The 25573-nt window shown below is 37.9% G+C and carries 23 protein-coding genes; 20 read left to right on the top strand and 3 right to left on the bottom strand.

All coding sequences use genetic code 11. The annotated features are described in order from the left end of the window. Nucleotides 1-286: 286 nt before the first annotated feature. The 3 genes from NQ185_RS14830 (at nt 287) to NQ185_RS14820 (ending at nt 2343) form a co-directional block, all read left to right on the top strand. Complete coding sequence (locus NQ185_RS14830) at nt 287-700, top strand: general stress protein (protein ID WP_257582734.1); 414 nt, start codon at nt 287-289, stop codon at nt 698-700. Nucleotides 701-829: 129 nt separating this feature from the next. Beyond that, nucleotides 830-1684, top strand: a complete 855-nt coding sequence (locus NQ185_RS14825; protein WP_257582733.1) for an STAS domain-containing protein — start codon at nt 830-832, stop codon at nt 1682-1684. A 44-nt stretch (nt 1685-1728) separates the two neighbouring features. Continuing rightward, a complete protein-coding gene (locus NQ185_RS14820) occupies nt 1729-2343 on the top strand; it encodes a lytic transglycosylase domain-containing protein (RefSeq protein WP_373370816.1) in 615 nt (204 codons plus the stop codon). 26 nt (nt 2344-2369) lie between these two features. On the opposite strand, the gene NQ185_RS14815 is transcribed toward NQ185_RS14820, so the two are convergent. Continuing rightward, nucleotides 2370-2633, bottom strand: coding sequence for a GlsB/YeaQ/YmgE family stress response membrane protein (locus NQ185_RS14815; protein WP_257582730.1), 264 nt, complete (start codon nt 2631-2633; stop codon nt 2370-2372). 401 nt (nt 2634-3034) lie between these two features. On the opposite strand from NQ185_RS14815, the gene acnA reads away from it, so the two are divergent. From acnA to NQ185_RS14780, 7 genes are all read left to right on the top strand, one after another. Then, nucleotides 3035-5752, top strand: a complete 2718-nt coding sequence (acnA, locus tag NQ185_RS14810; RefSeq protein ID WP_257582729.1) for an aconitate hydratase AcnA — start codon at nt 3035-3037, stop codon at nt 5750-5752. A 272-nt stretch (nt 5753-6024) separates the two neighbouring features. Next, nucleotides 6025-6153 (top strand): FbpB family small basic protein, encoded by a 129-nt coding sequence (locus tag NQ185_RS14805; RefSeq protein ID WP_257582728.1) that lies wholly within the window; start codon nt 6025-6027, stop codon nt 6151-6153. A 54-nt stretch (nt 6154-6207) separates the two neighbouring features. After that, complete coding sequence (locus NQ185_RS14800; protein ID WP_213128127.1) at nt 6208-6351, top strand: acid-soluble spore protein N; 144 nt, start codon at nt 6208-6210, stop codon at nt 6349-6351. Between the two features lie 24 nt (nt 6352-6375). After that, nucleotides 6376-6609 carry a small acid-soluble spore protein Tlp gene (gene tlp, locus NQ185_RS14795; protein ID WP_257582727.1) on the top strand — a complete coding sequence of 78 codons (234 nt, stop codon included), beginning with the start codon at nt 6376-6378 and terminating at the stop codon, nt 6607-6609. Between the two features lie 268 nt (nt 6610-6877). Then, on the top strand, nt 6878-7315 hold the full coding sequence (locus tag NQ185_RS14790) for an acyl-CoA thioesterase (protein WP_257582726.1): 438 nt from the start codon (nt 6878-6880) through the stop codon (nt 7313-7315). Between the two features lie 3 nt (nt 7316-7318). Beyond that, on the top strand, nt 7319-7630 hold the full coding sequence (locus tag NQ185_RS14785; protein WP_257582724.1) for a hypothetical protein: 312 nt from the start codon (nt 7319-7321) through the stop codon (nt 7628-7630). A gap of 16 nt (nt 7631-7646) precedes the next feature. Continuing rightward, nucleotides 7647-7946 carry a HesB/YadR/YfhF family protein gene (locus NQ185_RS14780; RefSeq protein ID WP_257582723.1) on the top strand — a complete coding sequence of 100 codons (300 nt, stop codon included), beginning with the start codon at nt 7647-7649 and terminating at the stop codon, nt 7944-7946. Nucleotides 7947-7955: 9 nt separating this feature from the next. Here the strand turns inward: NQ185_RS14780 and NQ185_RS14775 are convergent, their stop codons facing one another. Next, nucleotides 7956-9095, bottom strand: coding sequence for a CapA family protein (locus NQ185_RS14775; RefSeq protein ID WP_257582722.1), 1140 nt, complete (start codon nt 9093-9095; stop codon nt 7956-7958). 27 nt (nt 9096-9122) lie between these two features. Continuing rightward, nucleotides 9123-9704 carry a glycerol-3-phosphate 1-O-acyltransferase PlsY gene (gene plsY, locus NQ185_RS14770; RefSeq protein WP_257582721.1) on the bottom strand — a complete coding sequence of 194 codons (582 nt, stop codon included), beginning with the start codon at nt 9702-9704 and terminating at the stop codon, nt 9123-9125. 555 nt (nt 9705-10259) lie between these two features. On the opposite strand from plsY, the gene NQ185_RS14765 reads away from it, so the two are divergent. From NQ185_RS14765 to argF, 10 genes are all read left to right on the top strand, one after another. Beyond that, nucleotides 10260-10673 (top strand): CoA-binding protein, encoded by a 414-nt coding sequence (locus NQ185_RS14765; RefSeq protein WP_257582720.1) that lies wholly within the window; start codon nt 10260-10262, stop codon nt 10671-10673. Nucleotides 10674-10861: 188 nt separating this feature from the next. Beyond that, nucleotides 10862-12841: a DNA topoisomerase IV subunit B gene (gene parE / locus NQ185_RS14760; RefSeq protein ID WP_257582719.1), complete on the top strand. Its 1980-nt coding sequence runs from the start codon at nt 10862-10864 to the stop codon at nt 12839-12841. Further along, nucleotides 12838-15285 (top strand): DNA topoisomerase IV subunit A, encoded by a 2448-nt coding sequence (parC, locus tag NQ185_RS14755; protein ID WP_257582718.1) that lies wholly within the window; start codon nt 12838-12840, stop codon nt 15283-15285. Before parE ends, parC begins: the two co-directional genes overlap by 4 nt. A gap of 780 nt (nt 15286-16065) precedes the next feature. Beyond that, nucleotides 16066-17100 carry an N-acetyl-gamma-glutamyl-phosphate reductase gene (gene argC, locus NQ185_RS14750; RefSeq protein ID WP_257582717.1) on the top strand — a complete coding sequence of 345 codons (1035 nt, stop codon included), beginning with the start codon at nt 16066-16068 and terminating at the stop codon, nt 17098-17100. Between the two features lie 33 nt (nt 17101-17133). Beyond that, nucleotides 17134-18363, top strand: a complete 1230-nt coding sequence (gene argJ / locus NQ185_RS14745; protein ID WP_307001131.1) for a bifunctional glutamate N-acetyltransferase/amino-acid acetyltransferase ArgJ — start codon at nt 17134-17136, stop codon at nt 18361-18363. Nucleotides 18364-18379: 16 nt separating this feature from the next. Then, the gene (argB, locus tag NQ185_RS14740) at nt 18380-19159 is read left to right on the top strand and encodes an acetylglutamate kinase (protein WP_257582715.1); all 780 of its coding nucleotides are present in this window, start codon (nt 18380-18382) and stop codon (nt 19157-19159) included. Nucleotide 19160: 1 nt separating this feature from the next. Then, entirely contained in the window at nt 19161-20318 is a 1158-nt protein-coding gene (gene argD / locus NQ185_RS14735) for an acetylornithine transaminase (RefSeq protein WP_257582714.1), read from the top strand. Between the two features lie 65 nt (nt 20319-20383). Further along, on the top strand, nt 20384-21439 hold the full coding sequence (locus tag NQ185_RS14730; RefSeq protein ID WP_257582712.1) for a carbamoyl phosphate synthase small subunit: 1056 nt from the start codon (nt 20384-20386) through the stop codon (nt 21437-21439). Continuing rightward, entirely contained in the window at nt 21432-24536 is a 3105-nt protein-coding gene (gene carB / locus NQ185_RS14725) for a carbamoyl-phosphate synthase (glutamine-hydrolyzing) large subunit (protein WP_257582711.1), read from the top strand. The genes NQ185_RS14730 and carB overlap by 8 nt, the downstream gene beginning before the upstream one ends. Next, nucleotides 24536-25483, top strand: a complete 948-nt coding sequence (gene argF, locus NQ185_RS14720; RefSeq protein WP_257582710.1) for an ornithine carbamoyltransferase — start codon at nt 24536-24538, stop codon at nt 25481-25483. Before carB ends, argF begins: the two co-directional genes overlap by 1 nt. Nucleotides 25484-25573 lie beyond the last annotated feature (90 nt).

Raw genomic sequence — 25573 nt, 5'->3', positions numbered from 1 at the left:
TTCGCCCTTGTTACCCTGAATTCAAACCATTGGCGTGTTTGTCAAGGGCGATTGCGGAGTCATTCCACTAATAACTGGAAAGGGAACTGAGTATCTATTGAGTTTTCATAGAACTTTTGACACTACCATAAACATACTATGTACATGTAAAAAACATTGTGTAGACAAGAAGTAAAAATAAAACTTTTTTCCTAGAGGCATTGCATTGTATGTGGTCAAGTTTTGTTTCTTTGTTTTATTTATCTCTGAAAAGGGTAATTTATAAAGAATAAGGAGGCGTTAACTTATGGATACGAGAGTAATTGGAATTTTTGACAGTCAGCAAGAAGTGGTTAATGAGATTAAAAAATATGAAGCAGAAGGAATAGATCGAAGTAAGTTCTCAGTATTAGCAAAAGACGAAGAGAAAACAGATTTCCTAACCGAGAAAATGGACGTGGAAGAGCTAGAACCTGCTAGTGAAGGGGCATTTGGTATCTTGGGAGGTTTTCTAGCAGGAATAGGAGGAGGAATAGCGGTGCCGGGAATGGTAACTCCCGGGACAGGGCCTTACATGGCAGCGGGTCCAATGGCCTCCGTTTTCGCTGGGAATAATGAGGATTTAAGAAATATGTTCTTATCAATGGGAAACGATGAATTAGCAGATCGGTATATGGAAGAGCTGGATGAAGGGAAAATTATTCTTTTTATAGAAGAGTAATTAAAGGAGCACCTTGTTTGGTGCTTTTTTATTTGCACATTTCGCTTAACTTGCGAAATGACTCTACTTTTCACATAATAAACATAATACATATCATAGGATGAAGATGTTAAGGAGGGAATTAACGTCATGACGGATCAACAGATAGAAAATAAAATTAGTGAATTTTTGATTAATAACGTATCGAATATTACTGCTGACTGGATTGGGCAAGCTTATACTGGAGGAATCGGAGTTTATGCACAGTCCAAGGATTCTGAGGCTTACTATCAGATGCGCTTAATGAATAAGGAGTTCATTTTTGCGTTAACAAATAGTATATTTGGAAAGGATGCTGCTCTACATGAATGGGCATCCTCCGTTGCATCAACTAGGGCACTCACGGCAACACCACTTTATGATGTTATAGTGAACTTTTCAATATTTAGAGGCGTTTATTATTCATATATTGAAAGTTTTATTGAGGAGCAAGGAAACGCAGTGTCCGGTAAAATGGTGATAAAATGGATACGAATCATTAGTAATAAATTTGATGAGGCTATACAATTAGTTACCAAAAAATATATGGATGATTATGAATACATATTTTCGTCTCAACAAGAAACAATTCTTGAATTGGGTACACCAGTGATTAAAATCGATAAAAATATTGGTATAATCCCATTAGTTGGAGAAATTGATACATACCGTGCTTCAAAAATACTTGAGACGAGTTTGAATAAAGCTAGTGAGATGGAGTTAGAATGGATAATTCTTGATCTATCAGGTGTCCCTGTAATTGACACGATGGTGGCAAATCAAATATTCCAGCTCGGAGAAACTTTCCGTCTTCTAGACATAGCAATGATCATTACTGGAATGCGTCCAGAAATTGCACAAACGAGCATAAGTTTGGGGTTGGACTTCTCTCGCATGATAACATTTGCTCATCTTTATCAGGCGATCCATTATTTGCGTGATAATTTATCCATTATTAATAGTTGAAACTTTGTTATTTATACTTGGAAGGGGAAAATTAGGTGAAGAAAATAAGCAAAAAGTTTAAATCTAGCAAGAACCAATCAAAAAGAAGGCGAACTGTTTTGCTTATTCTTTTTTCTCCTATCATTGTTTTAGTAATTGTTGGGATTTATTCAAATAAGCCCCAACAGCCTCAACCTGAAAAGCCGCTTATACCTGAGGAATATATACCAATCTATTTCGCGGCGGAAGAAAAATTTGAGGTGCCTTGGTATTTGCTTGCAGCCATCCATAGGGTTGAAACAATTTTTTCTTCGATGGACCCCATGCTATCACCAGTAGGGGCTGAAGGCCATATGCAATTCATGCCTTGTACATTTGTAGGTTGGTCTCATCCAACTTGTACCGATCTTGGGCAAGGAAATATTCCCGAAGATGAGAAAATAAATCCTAAAGTAATTGCCAAATATAATGGCTATGGAATAGATGCAAATGGTGATGGAAAGGCAGATCCGTGGGATATCGAAGATGCGATATTTAGCGCAGCCAATTATTTGGCAAAAAGTGGAGCGGCTGATGGGGATATTAGAAAAGCCATATTTGCTTATAACCATAGTGATCAATATGTAGAAGATGTAATGTACTATGTTGATCTATATAAAAATCTAAAAAAAGAACAATAAAAAAACAGGAGATAGCCTCCTGTTTTTTATGAGTTTCTACGACCTCTAGCCATAGAACCTAATATTAGGCTTAAGATGAAGACAAGAACTAAAGAACCAATTAATGCCGGAACAATCGGAATGCCAGCTACATCTGGTCCCCAATCACCAAATATTGCTCCGCCAAGCCATGCTCCAATTATACCCGCGATGATATTTCCAATAACTCCTCCAGGGATATCTTTGCCTAAAATTAAACCCGCAAGCCACCCAATGATGCCACCAACAATAAGGTATAATAAAAAGCCCATTATTCATTCATCTCCTTTAGGATTGTTTCAATCGATTGTCTAGCTCAGGTGCTTCTTTTTTTTCAATGAGCTTAGAGTTATTATTACCTGATATACATGAGGATAAACATTTTAATAAAATTGAATGCTAGAAATAAATGGGAATAAGAGGATGAAAGTATAACAAGATATAGAAATTAAACAATTTTATTTTTCTTTATTTAAAAGTTTTGGTATTATGGATGGTGGAGTTTTTTGTTTGTCCGAAAAGGGTTGATAAGAATTCCTTATTGAAATCCATAACTTTCTTATAATTTACTTATGAGTTAAGTTATCATAAGATAGGATTGAGAGAAAGTTAGGCAAGTATAACTCATTTTACTTTATTTTGTGAAACTATTTTTTGAAAAGGGGGAATTTACATGGCACAATCTAAAAATGATATTTTTGGAGCTCGCTCTTCCTTCGATGTTGGAGGCAAACGTTATCATTATTATCGTTTGGCTGCACTTGAAGAAGCAGGAGTTGCAAAGGTATCACGTTTGCCATATTCCATTAAGGTATTACTTGAATCTGTTCTAAGACAAATGGATGGACGCGTCATTAAAAAAGAGCATGTAGAGGATTTGGCTAAATGGGCAACGGATGAGGTAACAAATGGTGAAGTACCATTTAAACCGTCACGCGTTATCCTTCAAGACTTTACCGGTGTTCCAGCCGTTGTAGACCTTGCTTCACTTAGAAAAGCAATGTCAGATATTGGTGGAAATGCAGAAAAAATAAATCCTGAAATTCCTGTTGATTTAGTTATTGACCATTCTGTGCAAGTTGATTCTTACGGATCTCCTGAAGCGCTGCAAGTTAACATGGATTTTGAATTCGAAAGAAATGCAGAACGTTATGAGTTTTTAAGTTGGGCTCAAAAGGCATTTGATAATTATCGTGCAGTGCCTCCTGCTACAGGGATTGTTCACCAAGTTAACCTTGAATATTTAGCTAATGTAGTTCATGCCATCGAAACTCCAAATGGAGATTTTGAAGCGTATCCAGATACATTAGTAGGTACTGACTCACATACAACGATGATTAATGGGGTCGGTGTTTTAGGATGGGGAGTTGGTGGTATTGAAGCAGAAGCAGGAATGCTTGGTCAACCTTCTTATTTCCCAATTCCTGAAGTAGTTGGGGTTAAATTGACAGGTGATTTACCAAATGGCGCTACAGCGACAGATTTAGCACTTAAAGTAACACAAGTTCTTCGCTCACATGGTGTCGTTGGTAAATTTGTTGAATTCTACGGCCCAGGTGTTGCTAGTCTACCACTTGCAGACCGCGCAACGATTGCTAATATGGCGCCTGAATATGGAGCAACTTGTGGATTCTTCCCGGTTGATGGCGAGACAATAAATTATTTGCGTTTAACTGGTCGTCCTGAGGAGCAGATTCTTCTTGTAGAAAAATACTTGAAAGAAAATGACATGTTCTTCAATGTTGAAAAAGAAGATCCTGTATATAAAGATATTGTGGAACTAGATCTATCAGAAATTGAAGCTAATCTTTCCGGACCAAAACGTCCACAAGATTTAATTCCTCTTTCTAAGATGCAAAGTGCTTTCAAAGAAGCATTGCAGTCACCTGTAGGAAACCAAGGGTTTGGACTTGATCCTGCTGAGATTACAAAAGAGGTAAAAGTTGCGTTTGAAAACGGCGACGAAGAAACTATGAAGACTGGTGCATTAGTAATCGCCGCTATTACAAGCTGTACAAATACCTCCAATCCTTATGTTATGCTTGGTGCTGGATTGTTAGCGAAAAAAGCGGTTGAAAAAGGATTGCAAGTGCCGAAGTATGTAAAAACATCACTCGCTCCTGGTTCAAAAGTAGTTACAGGTTATCTTCGTGATGCTGGCTTAATGCCATTTATGTCTCAACTTGGTTTTGACCTAGTTGGTTATGGTTGTACAACATGTATCGGAAACTCTGGTCCATTAAAGGATGAAATTGAAAAAGCAATCATGGAAAATGACCTGCTTGTAACTTCAGTTCTTTCTGGAAACCGGAATTTCGAAGGAAGAATTCATCCGCTTGTTCGTGGAAACTATTTAGCTTCTCCTCCACTTGTTGTTGCTTACGCACTTGCTGGAACAGTCGATATTGATCTGAATAAAGAGCCGCTTGGAAAAGATAAAGATGGCAATGATGTATTTATGAAAGATATTTGGCCAACAAGAGAAGAAATTGTTGATGTTGTTCATAAAACAGTTACTCCTGAACTGTTCCGTAAAGAGTATGAGCATGTATTTGATGATAATAAGCGTTGGAATGAGATTAAAACAAGCAATGATCCACTATATAAGTGGAATAATGATTCAACATATATTCAAAATCCACCGTTTTTCGAGAATTTATCAAATGAACTAGAAACTGTAAAACCATTATCAGGCTTACGTGTCGTTGGTAAATTTGGTGATTCAGTCACAACTGACCATATTTCACCAGCGGGTGCAATTGGTAAAGATACTCCTGCAGGTAGATACTTACTTGAAAAAGGAGTACAGCCTCGTGATTTTAACTCCTATGGATCAAGACGTGGAAATCATGAAGTGATGATGCGCGGTACATTTGCTAATATTCGTATCCGCAACCAAGTAGCACCTGGAACAGAAGGCGGCTTCACAACATACTGGCCAACTGGAGAAGTTAGCTCCATTTATGATGCTTGCATGCGTTATAAAGAAGATGGTACAGGTTTAGTTGTTTTTGCTGGGAAAGATTATGGAATGGGATCTTCACGTGACTGGGCTGCAAAAGGTACAAATCTATTGGGCATTAAAACAGTTATCGCAGAGAGCTTTGAAAGAATTCACCGTTCCAACCTTGCGATGATGGGTGTTCTTCCATTGCAATTTAAAAAAGGTGAAAATGCTGATGTTCTTGGTTTAACTGGTAAGGAAGTCATCAATGTTCATGTTGATGAAACAGTAAAACCTCGTGATATCATTAAGGTAACTGCTGTTGCTGAAGACGGATCGAAGAAAGAATTCGAAGTACTCGTTCGCTTTGATTCCGAAGTGGAAATTGACTACTACCGTAATGGCGGTATTCTACAAATGGTGCTTCGCGGCAAGCTAGCTGAATAAATCCAAAAGCGAAAGCGCCTGTTCATCGACGTACAAACTTCAGGGCCCAAGACTTGCGATAAAGGAAACACGACGAGGAACGAGTCTGGTTTCCTACGCAAGAGAAAAGGACAAGAAGTTTGCTAGTCGATAGGCGCTGGAGCTAGACGAAAAAAAACTTTGCCATTTAATTTCGGCAAAGCTTTTTTACATTATAAAAAGTTTGAAAATTTGGTTTAATCTAGCCTTTTTTTGACAATAGTAATAGTAGAATTTGACAAGGAGTGGTTGATATGAGGAGACGTGGAAAGAAAACTTTTTCAGATCTTGTTCAAGAAAATAAACAGGCATTGTTAAATGATTCTAAAGCCTTGGAAAGAATTGAAAATAGGCTAGATGAAAAGCATATGAGAAGAGCATAACTTCATCATAATTCCTTTCTTTCGGGAAATAGTAATACGGAAGGGAGGAGTATGATGAGTAAACCGAAAAGAGGCCCAGAAAATTTTACTCCAGATCATTTAGGTGAACAACAAGTTGCTGTAGATGCGAACAAAGGTAAAAAAATGGCAGATAAATCTGGACAGCACCCCCAATACATTCAAACAAAAGGGGAATAAACATCAAGAGGAAGGGTGTAATATGTGAATAATAATAAACCAAAACCTGATGATCGCAGTGATAATGCTAAAAAGCTACAAGAAATGGTGCATAACACGATAGAAAATATGGAAGAAGCAGAGGCAACAATGGATTTCTCTGACAGCCAAGACCAAGAACATATTAAAGAAAAAAATGAAAGACGCCGTGAAAGTATTGAAGGAATGCGTGAAGAAATAAAAGACGAGGCAGCGGCTCAACATAATCAAGATTATTAAACCGGCTAATGCCGGTTTTCTTGTTTTTTTCCACCTCACATTGTCTAGCTCCAGCGCCTATCGACTAGCAAACTTCCTGTCCTTTTCTCTTGCGTAGGAAGCCAGACTCGTACCTCGTCGTGTTTCCTTTATCGCAAGTCTTGGGCCCGGAAGTTTGAACGTCGATGGGCAAGGCGCTTCCGCTTTTCGAAGTCAAAATCATATTAATTCAACCTTTTTATACAATGTGATAAAATGAACATATAAATAAGTTAAGGTGGAAAAATGAATGGTAATTTCCGAAACGCAAATTGAAGTACGTTACGCTGAAACAGACCAAATGGGAATCGTTTATCATGCAAATTATTTAGTTTGGATGGAAATTGGGCGTACAAAATTAATCCAAGAGTTAGGTTTTAAGTATGCGGATTTGGAGAAAGATGGCATTTTGGCTCCAGTAATAGATGTACAAGCTACATATATACATCCAATTAAATATGGAGATATTGTTACAGTTAAAACATGGATAGAGGAATATAATGGCTTAAGAACGACATATGGTTATGAGATTTTATCATCCAATGGAGATTTGGCAGTTACTGGATCTACTAAGCATGTTTGCGTTAGAAAAGAAAATTTCAAACCAATATCACTTCGTAAGTTATATCCAGATTGGCATCGGGTATATGAAAATGCTAAAAGACAAGAAGAAATCGAGGAGAAATAAGCAATGGCTTTTGGAATAAATAGAAAAGAGTTGCTTCAATGGAAACGCGATATTGATGAAGGTAAAATAGCATTTATTACTCATTATTGGCTAGATGACCGTTTTCCAGATTGTCACACGGTTACAAAGGTAGGTTGCAAGGATTTAAAAATACTTTCGGATTGGGGAATCCAATATGGGTTAAAAAAAGAATGGATCCATCATAGAAAAGATGGTTATTCCCATTTTGATTTATTGGGTCAGAAGCAGTTGGAAGTTCTAGTTAAGGAAGGTTTAGAAGATCAATTGCAATCATTTTCTCTTTTACATTCATAAAAAGGAGGTCCATTTCATGGAAATTCATTTAACTGATAAGGCTGCAGAATGGTTCCACGATGAGATGTATTTAACAAAAGGGGATTATGTCCGTTTTTATGTTAGATATGGTGGATCAAGTCCAATTCAACAAGGTTTTTCTTTAGGTGTAAATAAAGAGGAACCGATTGATGTAGGTATATTGTACGAAAGAGATGGGATTAATTATTTTATTGAGAATCGTGATACGTGGTATTTTGATGGACATGATTTATACGTTGATTATAATCAAAAACTAGATGAACCTTTATACGAATATAAAAAAAATAACGGTTGAACTGCACCGTTATTTTTTATTATAAAAGAATTTTTGTATTTCTTTGCTGCTATGATTTGTAAAACCTTTGTTTTTCGCTACGTCGAGCGGGTATACGCGATACGTTCGAAAATGTGTACTTGCTGAAAATGTTGGGTGAAAGACTGCTTTTTCAATCGAAGCAACGGAGTCATTCCCTTTAACTTCTTTTTTAACAGTGATTTCAACCATCCCGCCTATATCTTTATAATCCCAGATTTGCCCCGATAAAAAATTTCCTAATGAATAAATAATAAGCCCTTTTTTGCCATCCGGTTTTTTCACCCACTCCATCGGTTGAAGAACATGTGGATGGTGTCCTAAAATAATGTCTGCTCCTGCATCCATAAATTCAGCTGCTTGATCCTTTTGAATTTGGTTTGGCTGCCTGATATATTCATCTCCCCAATGTAGTGCTAATAACACCAGGTCGGATTTTGTCTTTGCTTCATCTATATCCGCCACAACTTGTCTAGGATCAAGCTGACTTACAAGATATTCTTTGCCATGTGGAATTGGAATTCCATTAAAGTGTGTTGCATAGGAAAGGACTGCGATTCGTATTCCATTTACTGTCATAATTCGCATATTTTCCTTATCTTCAGGGCTTTTGTATGTACCTGTATAAGGCAGTTTTTTCTTTTCATAGTAATCAATGGCACTTAAAACACCACGTTCACCTTTATCTAGCGAGTGATTATTTGCAGTTGTCACCATATCTACTCCAGCATTCATTAAAGCATCGACTACCTCGTGAGGGCTATTAAATGATGGGTAGCTCGTGATTCCAATTTCAGAGCCTCCAGGAATGGATTCCTGATTGGCAATTAAAAAATCGGGTTTTTGCAAAATGGAGTGAACGGGTTCGAACATCGGATTAAAATCATAGCCATTACTTGTTTTAGCATCATTATATACCCAATCGTGAATTAAAATATCGCCTATGCCGCCAATAACAGCCTCTGTTTTGTACCCTTTAGGTTCAATTTCAATGTTTCTTTGATTTTGTACGTTAACGTTTTTATATCGCGTTTCTTTAGATTGATTATTTTGGAATAAAAGTAAAGTACTGATGCCTGATAGTAATAAAATAATCAAAATGACCCCAAATAATATTCCTTTTCTATTCATTGGCATTCAATCTTTCTATAAAATATTTTATATCCACTTCACTTTTGGCTCTGTTTTATTCATTATCCTTTTTATATTCGTTCGGTGCCGGATCACTACAAATGAGGCTAATGCTAAGGCAACCAGAATAAGTGGTATGTCTCTTGTAAAGAGTGAATAAACAACGGCGAATACCCCTGCTATAATTGATGATAATGACACATACTTTGTTAATTTTAAACTTAATAGAAATACTGCTACTAATAATATAAAAAGAATAGGAACATAACCTAAAAGGACCCCTCCGGATGTTGCTACAGCTTTTCCACCGCGGAAACCTGCAAAAATTGGAAACATATGTCCGACGACTGCAAAAATCCCTGCAATAAGTGGATGCATATCAATTCCAAATAGTCTTACTAACAAAATGACGATAGTTCCTTTTAAAATATCGGCTAAAGTAACGGTGATTCCAGCCTTTTTTCCTAATGTACGAAAAGTATTCGTACCCCCTAGATTTCCACTACCATGCTGTCTAATATCTATTCCATAAAAGACCTTCCCTACTATTAAGCCTGAAGGTATTGATCCTATTAAATAAGCTGCAAGTAGTATGAGTGCGTATTGCATAAGCATTGCTCCTTTATAAAGTTGTGCCCATTCATTGTACCATGAAGATTCTGAGAAGAAAAAACAAATTCTGCAGAAAATGTCATTCTGAGTATTTAGCTTGCAACAAAACACATACTGAATTACGATTATATTCAACACTTAAAATCTAATTTGCTGAATTTCTAAAAGTTTAATGCTACCTAATGTTTACCTAGATAGTGCTTGGTTGATTTCCGCTACAGTTGCTCTACTATGATCAAAAGAATATCTCAGTTGATCTACTTTCAAGGCGGCGACTCCTGGTCGGCTAAAGACGGCCACGTCCTGTGGCCAACGCCGACACTAGGACGTCCTGTCCGTCGGGGGATTAGCGTGATAGGTAAGACCCCGCAGGGCGCGAAGCGACCGAGGAGGCTCACCGCACGCCCCCCGGAAAGCGTCCGCCTGGAACGGAAATCAACGGTGGCTAGCTCTCGCGTTGTTTGTATCTTATTATCTCGCTCAATGATAATTAGGCAATTCCATTAATCGATGAATGCCAGGAATACACTATCACTAAAGGAGGAACTTGATATGGCCATTGAAAATCCAAGTCGCCAAGAAATCGGAGAAATTTTGAAAAAGGCGAAACGAATTGCTGTTGTTGGAATAAGTGATAATCCGGAAAGAACGTCTTATACGGTATCCGAGGCGATGCAAAAAGCTGGTTATGAGATTATTCCAGTTAATCCTCTCATCGATGAAGTGTTGGGGTCAAAAGCTGTTGCTTCATTAAAAGATATAGAGGGGCATGTAGATATTGTAAATATATTTAGAAGACCTGAGTTTTTGCCAGATATCGCAAAAGAATTTACTGAAATGGATGCCGATGTATTTTGGGCACAATTAGGAATAGAAAATGAGGAAGCTTATCAGTACTTGAAAGAAAAAGGATATACCGTCATAATGGACCGATGCATAAAGGTAGAACATGCTATGACGAAATGAAATTTTTCCAACGCAAGCACTTAAACGGTGCTTGTTTTTTAATGAATAAATATTTGCGCATTTGCCAAAAACGGATAAAGGGTTATAGAATAAGACATACGCGCTTTTTTCTGATAAAATATAACTATAGGGCGAACACCTGTTTGATTGCTTGTTTTTTTCGTTTAGTTGTTGAAAGGGGTATTTAAGTGACGAAAAATATTACAAACTTTGAATATAATGATGATTCAATACAAGTTCTAGAAGGACTAGAAGCAGTAAGAAAACGTCCCGGAATGTATATTGGATCAACTGATTCACGAGGACTGCACCATTTAGTATACGAAATTGTAGATAATTCGGTTGACGAGGCGCTTGCCGGCCATGGAAACGAAATAATTGTAAAAATTCATAAAGACAATAGCATCAGTGTAGAAGATAAAGGTCGGGGGATGCCTACCGGAATGCATCAAACTGGCAAACCGACAACAGAAGTAATCTTTACAATCTTACATGCTGGAGGAAAATTTGGACAAGGTGGTTATAAAACGAGTGGTGGACTTCATGGGGTTGGGGCATCGGTTGTAAATGCACTCTCTGAATGGCTCACAGTCACTATTAAACGTGATGGCTTTATGTTTGAACAAAAATTCCATCATGGTGGTAAGCCTGAGACTACGCTTGAAAAGATTGGAACATCAAAGCAAACAGGTACAAAAATTCATTTTAAACCTGATCCATCCATTTTTAGCACAACGATTTTTAATTATGATTTATTATGTGAGAGATTAAGGGAATCCGCGTTTTTATTAAAAGGATTAAAAATCGAAGTGATCGACCTTCGCCATGATCAGAGAGACGTGTTTCATTATGAAAATGGAATCGAAGCATTTGTCGAATATTTAAATGAAGAAAAAGACGTTCTACATCCAGTTGCATCTTTTGAAGGTGAAGCAAGTGATATTGAAGTAGAATTTGCTTTTCAATTTAACGATGGATTTTCTGAAAATATGCTTTCCTTTGTCAATAATGTTAGAACTAAAGACGGAGGGACCCACGAGGTTGGCGCTAGAACCGCCATGACGAGAATCTTTAATGAATATGCAAGAAAAACTGGATTATTAAAAGAAAAAGATAAGAATCTTGAAGGTACTGATATAAGGGAAGGACTTTCCGCCATCGTTTCTGTCAGAATTCCAGAAGGTATGCTTCAATTTGAAGGCCAAACAAAAGGGAAACTCGGAACGGCAGAAGCAAGATCAGCTGTTGATACGGTGATTACAGAGCATTTAACGTATTTCCTTGCCGAAAATCACGATGTAAGTTCGTTACTCGCAAAAAAGGCTGTAAAGGCAGCTCAGGCTCGAGAAGCTGCTCGAAAAGCACGTGAGGAAGCAAGAAGCGGGAAAAAGCGTCGGAAAACAGATGCACTTTTATCTGGTAAATTAACTCCCGCACAATCACGCAATCCGCAAAAAAATGAATTATACCTTGTAGAAGGTGACTCTGCCGGTGGATCTGCAAAGCAAGGCAGAGACCGGAAATTTCAGGCAGTGTTGCCTCTTCGCGGTAAAGTCATTAATACGGAAAAGGCTAAGCTCCAAGATATATTTAAAAATGAAGAAATTAATACGATCATTCACACAATTGGTGCTGGGGTAGGGCCAGATTTTAGTTTGGAAGATGTGAATTACGACAAGATTGTCATTATGACAGATGCTGATACGGATGGGGCTCATATTCAAGTTTTACTATTGACTTTTTTCTACAGGTATATGAAGCCATTAATTGAGGCGGGGAAAGTATATATAGCGCTTCCACCTCTTTATAAGGTAAGTAAGGGAAGCGGGAAAAAAGAAGTGATTGAATATGCATGGACAGATGATGAACTTGATGGGGTTACAAAAAAGGTTGGAAAAGGCTATATGCTGCAGCGTTATAAAGGGTTAGGAGAAATGAATGCTGACCAGCTGTGGGAAACGACGATGAATCCAGAAACAAGAACATTGATTCGAGTCATGATCGATGATGGGGCGAGGGCAGAAAGAAGAGTGACGACACTCATGGGTGATAAAGTAGAGCCGCGTAGAAAATGGATTGAAAGCAATGTCCAATTTGGACTAGAAGATGACCAAAGTATATTAGAAAATGATAACTTGACAACGGAAGGGGGATATCCGTTCTCATGAGTTTACAAGAAAAATTTCAAGATTTACCGCTTGAAGACGTCATAGGAGACCGGTTTGGTCGCTATAGTAAATATATCATTCAAGAAAGGGCGTTGCCTGATGCAAGGGACGGCTTAAAACCTGTACAGCGGCGGATTTTATTTGCCATGCATATGGAAGGAAATACTGCCGATAAAGGGTTTCGTAAATCAGCAAAAACAGTCGGTAATGTTATCGGCAATTATCATCCACATGGCGATACATCTGTATACGATGCGATGGTGAGGATGAGTCAGCCATGGAAGGGCCGACAAATGCTTGTTGAAATGCATGGGAATAACGGAAGTGTTGATGGAGATCCCGCTGCAGCCATGCGTTATACAGAAGCTCGGCTTTCTCATGTAGCTTCGGAATTATTACGTGATATTGATAAAAGAACCGTTGATTTTGTTCCTAACTTTGATGATACTTCATCGGAACCGACTGTTTTACCAGCAAGATTCCCCAACTTGTTGGTGAATGGATCAACTGGTATATCCGCCGGTTATGCAACTGACATCCCTCCTCATCATTTAGGAGAAGTCATTGATGCTGTCATAATGCGTATTGAGAATCCGAATTGTACAGTAGATAATGCGATGACTGTTTTAAAAGGTCCTGATTTCCCGACAGGTGGGATTATTCAAGGGGTCGATGGCATCAAAAAGGCGTATGAAACTGGTAAAGGAAAAACAATTGTAAGAGCAAAAACGGAAATTGAATCCATTCGCGGAGGACGTCAGCAAATTGTCATTACGGAAATTCCTTATGATGTTAATAAAGCGAATCTCGTAAAAAAAATGGACGAATTTAGGCTGGATCGTAAGCTTGAAGGGATTGCAGAAGTACGTGATGAGACGGATCGAACAGGTCTTAGGATTGTTGTAGAATTAAAAAAAGAAGCCGATGCTGAAGGGATATTAAATTATTTATTTAAAAATAGCGATCTCCAAGTAACTTATAATTTCAATATGGTCGCCATCGATAATCGCAGACCGAAATTAATGGGACTTCTTAACCTTCTTGATGCATATATTGGTCATCAAAAAGAGGTAGTGACGAATCGCTCAAAATACGAGCTTCAGAAAGCAAAAGAAAGACATCATATTGTTGAAGGGCTAATGAAGGCACTTTCCATTCTTGACGAAGTGATTGCGACCATTCGTGCATCGAAAGATAAACGGGACGCCAAAGATAATCTCATGAAGAAATATGATTTTACTGAAAAGCAAGCGGAAGCGATTGTTTCACTCCAATTATATCGATTGACGAACACAGATATTACAGCCCTTCAGAGCGAAGCAAGCGAGTTGATCGGTACGATTGAATATTTAACAGGAATTTTGGAAAGTGAAAAGAAACTTTTAAATTTAGTGAAAAAAGAACTAAAAGAAATAAAGAGGAAATATGCTGATGCGAGGCGCACGGTTATCGAAGAAAAGGTTTCTGAAATTAAGATTAATCTTGAAGTCATGATTCCAAGTGAGGATGTCATCGTAACTGTGACGAAGGAAGGATATATAAAAAGGACAAGTCTGCGTTCTTATTCTGCATCAAATGGTCAAGAACTCGCAATGAAAGAATCGGATTGGCTTCTTCTTATGCAAGAAATAAATACAACAGATACACTATTGTTATTTACTAATAAAGGTAATTATTTATTCATGCCTGTTCATGAATTACCAGATATTCGTTGGAAAGACCTAGGCCAACATGTTGCAGCTATTATGCCAATAGCACGTGACGAAGAGATTATTAAAGCCATTCCGGTTAAAGAGTTTTCCGAAAATGAATTTCTCATCTTTTTCACAAAGCAAGGAATGGTAAAGAAAAGCTCGCTAGATTTATACAAAGCGCAAAGATACTCACGACCACTTGTTGCCATTAATTTAAAGAGTGATGACCAAGTTGTTGATGTCCATATTACCGATGGAACGAAAGATATATTTATATCGACACACACCGGGTACGGCTTATGGTATTCAGAGGATGAAGTAAATCAAGTTGGTGCAAGGGCAGCGGGTGTAAAAGCCATTAATTTAAAGGACCATGATTTTGTCGTTAATGGTGAAGTATTCTCCGCAAGCGAAAGTGATGTTAGTATCCTTATAGCTACTCATAGATGTGCGATCAAGAAGATGAAACTGTCTGAATTTGAAAAAGCAAGCAGAGCAAAACGAGGTGTTATTTTATTAAGGGAATTGAAAAATAATCCACATCGTATCATTGGTATGAAAAGTGTAAGCAATCATGATGAATTAACGCTTATAACCGAAAAAGGGCAAGAAGAAGTGATAAATTGTGGGAACATTAGATTCAATGATCGCTATTCCAATGGTTCCTTCATAATGGATGTAGCCAAAAGTGGTGAAGCGAAAGGATTGTTTAGAAATGAACAAATTGGGGAAAAGACGGAAGAGAAATAAATTAAAATAAACCTTCAATAAATGGAGGGCACTAAAAACTTAGTTGTTGATTTGCGCTCTAGGCGCTTCGCTTTCCGCGGGTGGTACGTGGAGCCTCCTCGGCGCAAGCGCCTGTGGGGTCTCCCCTGTTCCGTACTCCCGCAGGAGTCTTCGCGCCTTCCGCTCCAATCAACGGCGTTGTATAATTTATTATTTCCTTTAACAAAACCAAAAAATATAGGTATAGAATCCTCATAAAATAAGGATTTTATGCCTTTTTTATTGTCAAATTTATTTTGCAGTGAAACTTCCCAATTACACACTAAGGGACTTTATATCGATATGTGTATCTAATACCAAAGAGACGAGAAACTGCAGTGTGATATTTAGGTTATATGCAGGAAGATTTATCTTGCCTTTTAGCAGTTGCCGTTGATTGGAGCGGAAGGCGGCGACTCCTGTCCGTCGGGGGATCAGTGTGACAGGTGAGATCCCGTAGGAGCGTAATGACAAGGAAACTCACCGCACGCCCCCCGGAAAGCTTCGGCCTGGAAGCGGAAATCAACCAGTATTTCATGGAATTCTTTTATAAAAAAGACTCTTTAAGTGCCTTGAATAAACGAAGGTTTATTTTTTATTAAAAAATTTATAAATATACTATTGTATTTATTTTTATTCACAGTATAATAGAAAACATCTAAAATAATTAAATGGATTAACGCCTTAATAATATAAACAAGTTAAACTTTATACTCTAATATGCAAGTTCCAAAATTGTAAGTCTTTTTAGGAGTGAAATGAATGAGAGTAGGAATTGTTGGCGCAACTGGTTACGGAGGGGCAGAGTTAATACGCATTTTGCAATCCCACCCGAAATTTGAAATTGCAGCATTATATACATCTTCTAGGCAAGGCAGAGACATACATAATCATTATCCACATTTGACAGGAATTATTCCTTTAACATTAGAAGAAATTGATCCTATAAAAATGGCAAAAGACACGGATGTTGTTTTCTTGGCTGTCCCGACCGGTATTGCTTCACAATTGGCGCCTGAACTTTTAACTGCTGGATGTGTTGTCATTGATTTAACGGGTGATTTCCGTTTAAAAAATACTGAAGACTATGAATATTGGTATAAGCGCAAGGCAGCACCTAAGGAATGGATAGAAAAAGCTGTATATTCATTACCTGAATTGAACAGAACTTCCGTAAAAGGCAGCCAATTTATTTCCAATCCGGGTTGTTATCCAACAGCCGCACTTTTGGGTTTAGCCCCATTGGCTAAAGCAAATATACTTAAAGAAGGATCAGTCATTATTGATGCAAAGTCAGGGATATCTGGTGCTGGCCAAACTGTAAGTCTAGGAAACATATATAGTGAGCTCAATGAAAATTTGAAAATATATAAGGTAAACGGGCACCAACATATACCAGAAATCGAGCAAATGCTTAAAGAAATGGGCTACGAATCTCCAATCACGTTTCAAACTCATCTCGTACCGATGACTAGGGGAATTATGACTACCATTTATGGAACAGTCGAAGGGAAAATAACTGAAGATGAATTGTGGCAGCTTTATCATGATTTTTACGCCAATGAATACTTCGTACGAGTAAGGGATAAAGGAATATTCCCCGCTACGAAAGAAGTGGCTGCATCCAATTTTTGTGACATTGGGATCGCATGTGATGAACGGACTGGACGAATAACAATCGTATCTGTCATAGATAATTTAATGAAAGGCGCTGCAGGTCAGGCGGTGCAAAATGCGAATATTTTGTTTGGGTTTGAGGAGTCCGCTGGTCTAAAATTCAGCCCTATGTATCCATAAATTTTTTAAAACATCAAAAGAGGAGTGATTAAATTGCAAATAACGGGTAAAGAAGACATTGTAAAAGTGGAAGAAGGAACCATCATTACCCCACTAGGCTTTTCGGCAGCCGGACTCCATACGAAGGTCAAGAGAAAACGCAATGATTTAGGATTAATATATTGCGATGTCCCAGCTGAAGCTGCTGCCGTATACACATTAAATCAAATTATAGCCGCTCCTCTAAAAGTAACGAAAGAATGCTTGGAGCAAGAAGGAAAACTTCAAGCCATCGTCGTAAATAGTGGAAACGCGAATGCTTGTACAGGAAATCAAGGATTATTCGATGCTCATTCAATGAAAAACGCAGTTGCAAGTTTGTTGTCAATTAAAAATCATTATGTAGCCGTAGCTTCCACAGGTGTCATTGGTGAAAAAATGCCGATGGATAAAATAATTCCTGGGATCGAACATCTTGTCCCACAAAAAAACAAACAGTCTGCTTACGAATTTAATGAAGCCATTTTAACGACTGATACTTGTATGAAGGCGACCTGTTATGAAACTGTTATTGACGGTGCCAAAATTACAATGGCAGGCTCTGCAAAAGGTTCAGGGATGATTGCTCCGAATATGGCTACGATGCTTGGTTTCATCACAACAGATGCGAATATTTCGCACAATCATTTACAAGCTGCTTTAAGTGAAGTGACAAATAAAACGTTTAATCGCATTACAGTAGATGGCGATACATCGACAAATGATATGGTTATCGTCATGGCGAGCGGATTAGCAGAAAACACATCCCTTACTCCGGATCACGAGGAATGGGAACATTTTGTACATTTACTCGAAAAAGTTTGTGAAGACTTAGCCATTATGATTGCAAGAGATGGTGAAGGGGCTACAAAACTAATAGAAGTGAATGTATATGGGGCAGTTTCTGATGAAGAAGCAGGGAAGGTCGCCAAAACAGTCGTTGGTTCTGATCTTGTCAAAACAATGGTATATGGTTCCGATCCTAATTGGGGAAGGGTCATGATGGCAATCGGAAAAAGTGGAATGACTCTAGACCCTGAAAAAATCGATATCGCTATTGGACCATATTCACTTTTAGAAAATAGCCAGCCAGCAAATTATGTTGAAGAAACATTAAGCGATTATTTAAAAAACGAAACAGTTATCATGAATATTAATTTAAATATTGGTTCTGGATATGGAAAAGCATGGGGCTGCGATTTAACGTATGACTACGTCCGGATCAATGCAAGCTACAGAACATGAAGGGAGGGATTCTCCAATGAAAAAAATTATCGTCATTAAGTGCGGAGGAAGCATGATTGACACTTTATCCGATGATTTTTTTAAAGGGATAAAAAACATGCAAGAGGCGGGTTTCTATCCAATCATCGTCCATGGTGGAGGTCCCGCCATCAATGAGCTGCTTGAAAATTTACAGATTAATTCTGAATTCGTGAATGGACTCAGAAAAACAACTCATGAAATTATGAATGTCGTGGAAATGGTTTTATCAGGAACCATTACAAATAAATTAGTGCGCAAGCTTCAAAAACATGGCATTTCATCTATTGGTGTAACCGGATCTGACGGTGGGCTAATGTATGCTGAACCGAAAGATTTGGAGAATTTAGGTTTAGTAGGTGAGATAACTAGAGTGAACCAACAATTTTTACAAAACTTAATATCAATCGGCATGGTTCCAGTCATTTCTCCAATCGCAATGGGGATGAATCATGAAGATTATTTTAATATCAATGCTGATACAGCAGCCGCTGAAATTGCCGTGGCGGTGAATGCGGAGAAAGTAGTATTTGTAACGGATGTTCCTGGTGTATTAAAAGATAACGAAATCATATATAAGGCGACTACTTCTGAAATAATGGAATTTATTGAAGATGGCACCATATCGGGAGGAATGATTCCGAAAGTAATGGCAGCCATACATAGCCTTCGTGGTGGTATGAAGGAAGCAATGATTGTCAGTGGCCATAGACCATTATTGGATGGAGAAAATATTATCGGGACAACGATAAATAAGGAATTGGAGGCAGTGAAATAGAATGAGCCATTTATTTGAAAACTATGCACGATGGGACGTTGAAATCGTCTCTGGTTCCGGAACGAATGTAGTTGATTCTAACGGAAAAGAATATTTGGATTTTACTTCAGGAATTGGTGTATGTAATCTAGGACATTGCCATCCTGTTGTTGTAGAGGCCACAACGGATCAACTTAAAAAAATATGGCATACATCCAATTTATTTAAAAGCTCACTGCAAGAAAAAGTTGCTGAAAAGCTTACAGTACATTCAACGGGAAGTTCTGTTTTCTTCTGTAATAGTGGGGCGGAAGCGAATGAGGCAGCTATTAAACTAGCTCGAAAATATACGGGGAAATCAAAAATCATTACATTCCTTCAATCTTTCCATGGACGTACATTCGCGACAATGGCTGCGACAGGTCAGGATAAAGTGAAAGAGGGTTTTGGCTCAATGCTGCAAACCTTTGTTCATGTACCATTTAATGATGCAGATGCGTTGAAAAGGGAAATAGATAACGATACTGCTGCCATTATGCTTGAAGTTGTTCAAGGTGAAGGTGGGGTTCACGTAGCAACTGAGGAATTTTTAGTTGCTGTTGAACAATTATGTAAAGAATACGGAGCCCTTCTTATTATCGATGAAGTGCAAACAGGTATCGGTCGTACAGGCAAACCTTTTGCTTATCAGCATTTTAATCTTTCCCCAGATATTATTACATCAGCTAAAGGGCTTGGAAATGGCTTTCCAACAGGTGCAATGATTGGAAAGGAATATTTAAAATCTGCATTCGCTCCTGGCAGCCATGGCTCAACTTTTGGGGGAAATCCACTTGCCATGTCAGCTGCTAATGCTACATTAGATCTTGTATTTGACGAAGAATTTCTAAATGAAATAACCGAAAAAGGTGAATATTTTACTTCAAAGCTTGAGGAAATACTATCTTCATTAGAAAGCTTCAAATTTATTCGCCATAAAGGCTTAATGTTTGGAATAGAATTTTCCGTTGAAGTAGGTTCAATGATCAGTTTATTAAGAGAAAATGGGCTACTTGCATTAGTTGCTGGTCCAAATGTCATAAGATTTTTACCACCACTTACAGTCACATATGAAGAATTGGATGCAGCACTTGAAATCATTGGCAGTACTTTGCATAATACGAAACTAGTTATAAGTTAAATTTTTTTGATTATATTGTATAAAAATACAAACGAAAAAATAAAAATACATTGAGGTGAAGGTGCATGATGGAAGGTATGATCAAGCTGGCTAATGGAGTTACATATACCGGCCATTGGCACGGAGAGAAAACGGAATGCTCTGGCGAAATGATTTTTTACACGGGAATGGGCAACTTTATAGAATTCATCTCTGATCCCGCTATAAAAGGGAAAATTGTGTTAGCAACTTATCCTAGTATCCTAAACAGTTTTATGGATAAGGAAAAGCTTGAGAGTGAGGATATCCAGCTTGCTGGACTAGTGATTCAGCAAGAATACGGGGAAGCCTCCTTATCGATTAGAAAATGGTTAAACATATTTAAGGAAAAATATATCCCAGTTATGACGGGAATGGATACACGTTCAATCATTAAGCAGCTCTTAAAAGAAGGGGAAACATTGGTGTCCATGAGAGCAAAAGAAGTTGATATTACGAGTAAATCGAAAAAACATACGTCAATGTCATCCCCTGGCTATAAAACGTTTAATCCAAATGGGAAAACACATATTGCTTTAATAGATTTTGCTGTCAAAAATTCTTTAATAAAATGGCTGTTGGAATCAGATTACAAGATTACAATTGTCCCTAATAGCACAAATGCAGCTAATATTATAAAATTAAACCCAGATGGCGTCGTATTTTCAGGAGGGACGGGAAATCCTTCAAACTGGAAATTATTCTTTCCTCAATACAGAGAAATTGCGAAAGAATATCCAACTATTGGTTTTGGTCTAGGTCATCAAATAATAGCAGAAGCATTCGGGGCCAATATTAAAAAAATGAAATGGGGCCATAGAAGCTTTAAACATCCTATTATGCATGTGGAAACAAATGAAGTGTATATGTCGAATCAAAATCATGGATATGAAGTTTTAGAAGAAGGTCTTGAGTCAGCTGGATTTGAAATTTCTTTTCAATCGATTCAAGATCAATCCATTGAAGGTCTTTCCCATAATAATTATTCAATTGCGACATATCAATTTCATCCCGATGGAAAAAACCAAAAACTTGAAATGCTCATCAAACATGCTTTTTCTAATCAGCTGAAGCAATCTAAAGGAGAAAACATATATGCCTAGGCACAAAGATTTAAAAAAAGTTTTGGTTATTGGTTCGGGTCCAATCATAATTGGTCAGGCAGCGGAGTTTGACTATGCTGGTACGCAAGCATGTATGGCACTAAAAGAAGAAGGAATTGAAGTTGTACTTGTAAATAATAACCCAGCTACGATTATGACGGATGAACAATTTGCAGATATCGTTTATTTCGAGCCAATGACTGTTCAATCCATTACAGAAATTATAAAAAAAGAAGAACCTGATGCGATATTAGGTACGCTTGGTGGCCAGACAGGACTAAATTTAACCGTTCAATTGTATGAGCAAGGCGTACTAGAAAAGTATAATGTTCAAGTACTTGGCACAACACCTGAATCAATCATGCAAGGTGAAGATCGCGAGGCTTTTCGATCGTTAATGCATGAATTGTCGGAACCCGTTCCTGACAGCTCTATTATTCATACCGTCAAGGAAGCAATTGATTTTGCCAATCATATCGGATATCCGGTCATTATCCGTCCTGCCTATACATTAGGTGGTGGTGGTGGAGGGATTGTGTCTACAGAAGAACAATTAATATCCGTCGTAAAAAAAGGACTTGAAGCAAGTCCAATAACACAATGCTTAATTGAAAAAAGTATTGCTGGTTTTAAAGAGTTAGAATTCGAAATGATTCGAGATGCAAATGATACTTGCATCGCAGTTTGCAGCATGGAGAACTTTGATCCTGTAGGGGTCCATACAGGTGATTCGATTGTGGTCGCTCCTCAACAAACATTAACGGATAAGGAATATGAAGCCCTTTATACTTCTGCAGTAAAAATTATTCGGGCATTGAAAATTGTCGGAGGCTGTAATATTCAATTTGCCCAGGATCCCGATAGCTCACAATATTATTTAATTGAGGTAAATCCGCGATTAAGTCGATCTTCAGCCCTTGCTTCCAAAGCGACAGGCTATCCTATTGCTAAAATGGCAGCAAAGCTTGCACTTGGTTATCATTTGCATGAATTAATCAACCCAGTAACAGGTACGACCTTTGCAAGCTCTGAGCCAGTAGTCGATTATACCGTCGTTAAAATGCCTAGGTGGCCATTTGATAAGTTTATAGAAGCAGACCGAAAATTAGGCACCCAAATGAAGGCAACCGGAGAAATCATGGCGATTGAACGTCATCTGCCTGCAGCATTACAAAAAGCAGTCAGGTCCCTTGAAATTAAAACAATCGGACTTGAGCTAACAGGAATATCGTCCTACAGTGATGCTGAGCTTTGGAATTCTGTAACTTTACCCGATGACATTCGCTTTTTTTCCATACTCGAATTGATGAGACGTGGGGTAACGACAGATGAAATCCATAAAGCAACTAACATTCAGTACTTTTTTTTGGATCAATTACTATTATTAGTGAATTATGAGAAAAAGGCGAAGGCTGTCAATCTTGACACCATTTCACAAGATTTATTAAAAGAGTTAAAAACACTGGGTTTTTCAGAAGAGTGGCTTGCATATGTTTGGAATACTAATTTAAAAAAGGTACGAGAAAAACAAAAAACGTTTGAGATTAAGCCTGTATATAATATGGTTGACTCGTGTGCAGGAGAATTCCCCGCAGCTGCTCCTTATTTTTATTCCACATGGAAAGGTGAAGGAGATTTAATATCCGGAGGAAAAAAACCAAAAATCGCTATTATTGGTTCCGGTCCGGTTCGAATTGGTCAAGGAATAGAGTTTGATTACTGTACAGTCCATGGAGTGCTAGCTTTAAAGAAAGCAGGCTACGAAGCGATCTTGATCAATAATAATCCCGGGACGGTTAGTACTGATTTTCAAATTGCTGACCGCTTATATTTTGAGCCTCTTCGGGCAGAAGATGTGTTAAATGTACTCGAATACGAGCAGCCAGATGGTGTCATCCTTCAATTTGGCGGGCAAACTTCCATTAATCTTGCTAAAGAATTAGAAGAGAATGGAATCCCATTACTTTCGATCACTCAAGACCAAATTGATATAGTTGAAGATCGTGAACGTTTTTATACGCTTCTGAAAGAATTGGATATTCCTCATATCCCAGGATTAACGGCATTAAATGAGGTGGATTTAGTTGCAAAATCTGCTGAAATTGGTTTTCCTCTACTTCTGAGACCATCGTATGTCATTGGTGGTCAAGGGATGTTGATTATTGACAGCGAGCAAGAATTACATGAACATCTTAATAAAATTGCATATCCTGTTCTAATTGACGCTTATTATAAAGGGACAGAAATGGAAGTAGATGTATTGTCGGATGGGGAAGATATTTTTATTCCCGGATATTTTGAACATATAGAAAAAGCGGGGGTCCATTCTGGAGATAGTATGGCTGTTACACCGCCAGTTTCGATATGTGATAACTATCAGCAGCAAGCTTATGAGTATTCAAAAAAAATTGCACTAAAACTTCATTTTAAAGGAATTTTTAATGTTCAATTCGTTATTTACAATGAAACAGTTTATGTGTTGGAGGTAAACCCTAGAGCATCAAGAACTGTTCCGATTATTAGTAAAATGACAGGCGTCAATGTTATAGATGAATGTATCAATATTTTAACAGGTGGAAAAGTTATGGATAATGAAATATCTCAATTGTATTACGCGATAAAAAATCCTGTTTTTTCAACAGGGAAGCTGGATGGAGTCGATCCACGATTAACTCCTGAGATGAAATCAACAGGGGAACTCATTGCATTTGGCAAAACATTTGATGAAGCGTTGGCGAAAGCAATTAAGTGGAATGCAAATAAAGAAACGCTAAAATTAGAAGTATATATTGATGTAAAAGAAAATGAGTTTGCACTTATCCAAGATATTTTATTAAAAGAAGGAGTTTCAATTGCAAATGAAAACTATTCATTTGCTGATTGGTTGAAACAAAGCAACGGATCCATTTTCTTAAGTCTTGGGACTTCTAAAAAATCGAAAGAAATGCGGATGGAAGCATCTAATTCACAGCTTTCCGTCATAACAGAAATGGAAACATTGCTAACGACAATTGCTGCTTATAGACAAAGCAATGAAAAACCATTCTCTATGCAGGAATGGCATGGACAATTAACAAAAAAAGAAAGGGTGATTTGATGGTGACAACAACAGCTAATAGTTTAAAAGGAAAACACTTATTGAGCTTATCTGAGCTTTCGACAGAAGAAATCACTCAATTAATCGATGTAGCTATTGGTTTAAAGAAAATGCAGAAGCAAGGAGAACTCCATCCATATCTAAAAGGGAAAACATTAGCGATGATCTTTGAAAAATCTTCAACAAGAACGCGTGTTTCCTTTGAGGTCGGAATGAACCAGCTTGGTGGTCATGCACTTTTCTTAAGTCGTAATGATATTCAACTTGGAAGAGGAGAAACGGTCCCCGATACTGCTAAAACACTTTCAAGATATGTAGATGGCATTATGATACGTGCATATGAACATAAAGCTGTTGAAGAATTGGCTGCCAATTCAAGTGTACCCGTCATCAATGCGTTGACGGATGATTTTCATCCTTGCCAGGCACTTGCGGATTTAATGACCCTTTATGAAGTGAAGGGAACATTGGTTGGCCAAAAACTAGCCTATGTAGGGGATGGAAATAATGTAGCCCATTCATTAATGATTGCGTGCGCAAAACTTGGGGTACATTGTTCCATTGCCTCTCCAGAAGGATATGAACCTAAAAAGGAAATCACAGAACTTGCCCTTAAGATCGCAAAAGAAACAGGTGCACATGTCGAAGTGTTAAATGATCCCCTAGCTGCGGTAAGCGGTGCAGATGCAGTTTATACGGATGTTTGGACGAGCATGGGATGGGAGGACGAAAAAGAGGTCAGACTACAAGCTTTTAAAGCCTTCCAAGTGAATAGCAAATTGATGTCACTTGCGAAAAATGACGCAATATTCCTTCACTGTCTACCTGCAAAACGTGGGGAAGAAGTAACAACGGACGTGATTGATGGGCCACAATCTTATGTGTTTGATGAAGCAGAAAACCGTCTTCATGTACAGAAAGCTTTGATGGTTGCTTTAATGGGGTAAGTCAAAAAAGATGCATGCTATTATTGATAGTATGTATCTTTTTATTCACATAAAATTACCATACTAGTATACAAAACTCTAAATTAATGT

Origin of the sequence: Lederbergia panacisoli (genome assembly GCF_024626525.1) — a bacterium.
Lineage (GTDB): Bacteria > Bacillota > Bacilli > Bacillales > Bacillaceae_C > Lederbergia > Lederbergia panacisoli.
The sequence above is the reverse complement of the archived record's forward strand: the minus strand, read 5'-3'. Positions and strand labels throughout refer to the sequence as shown.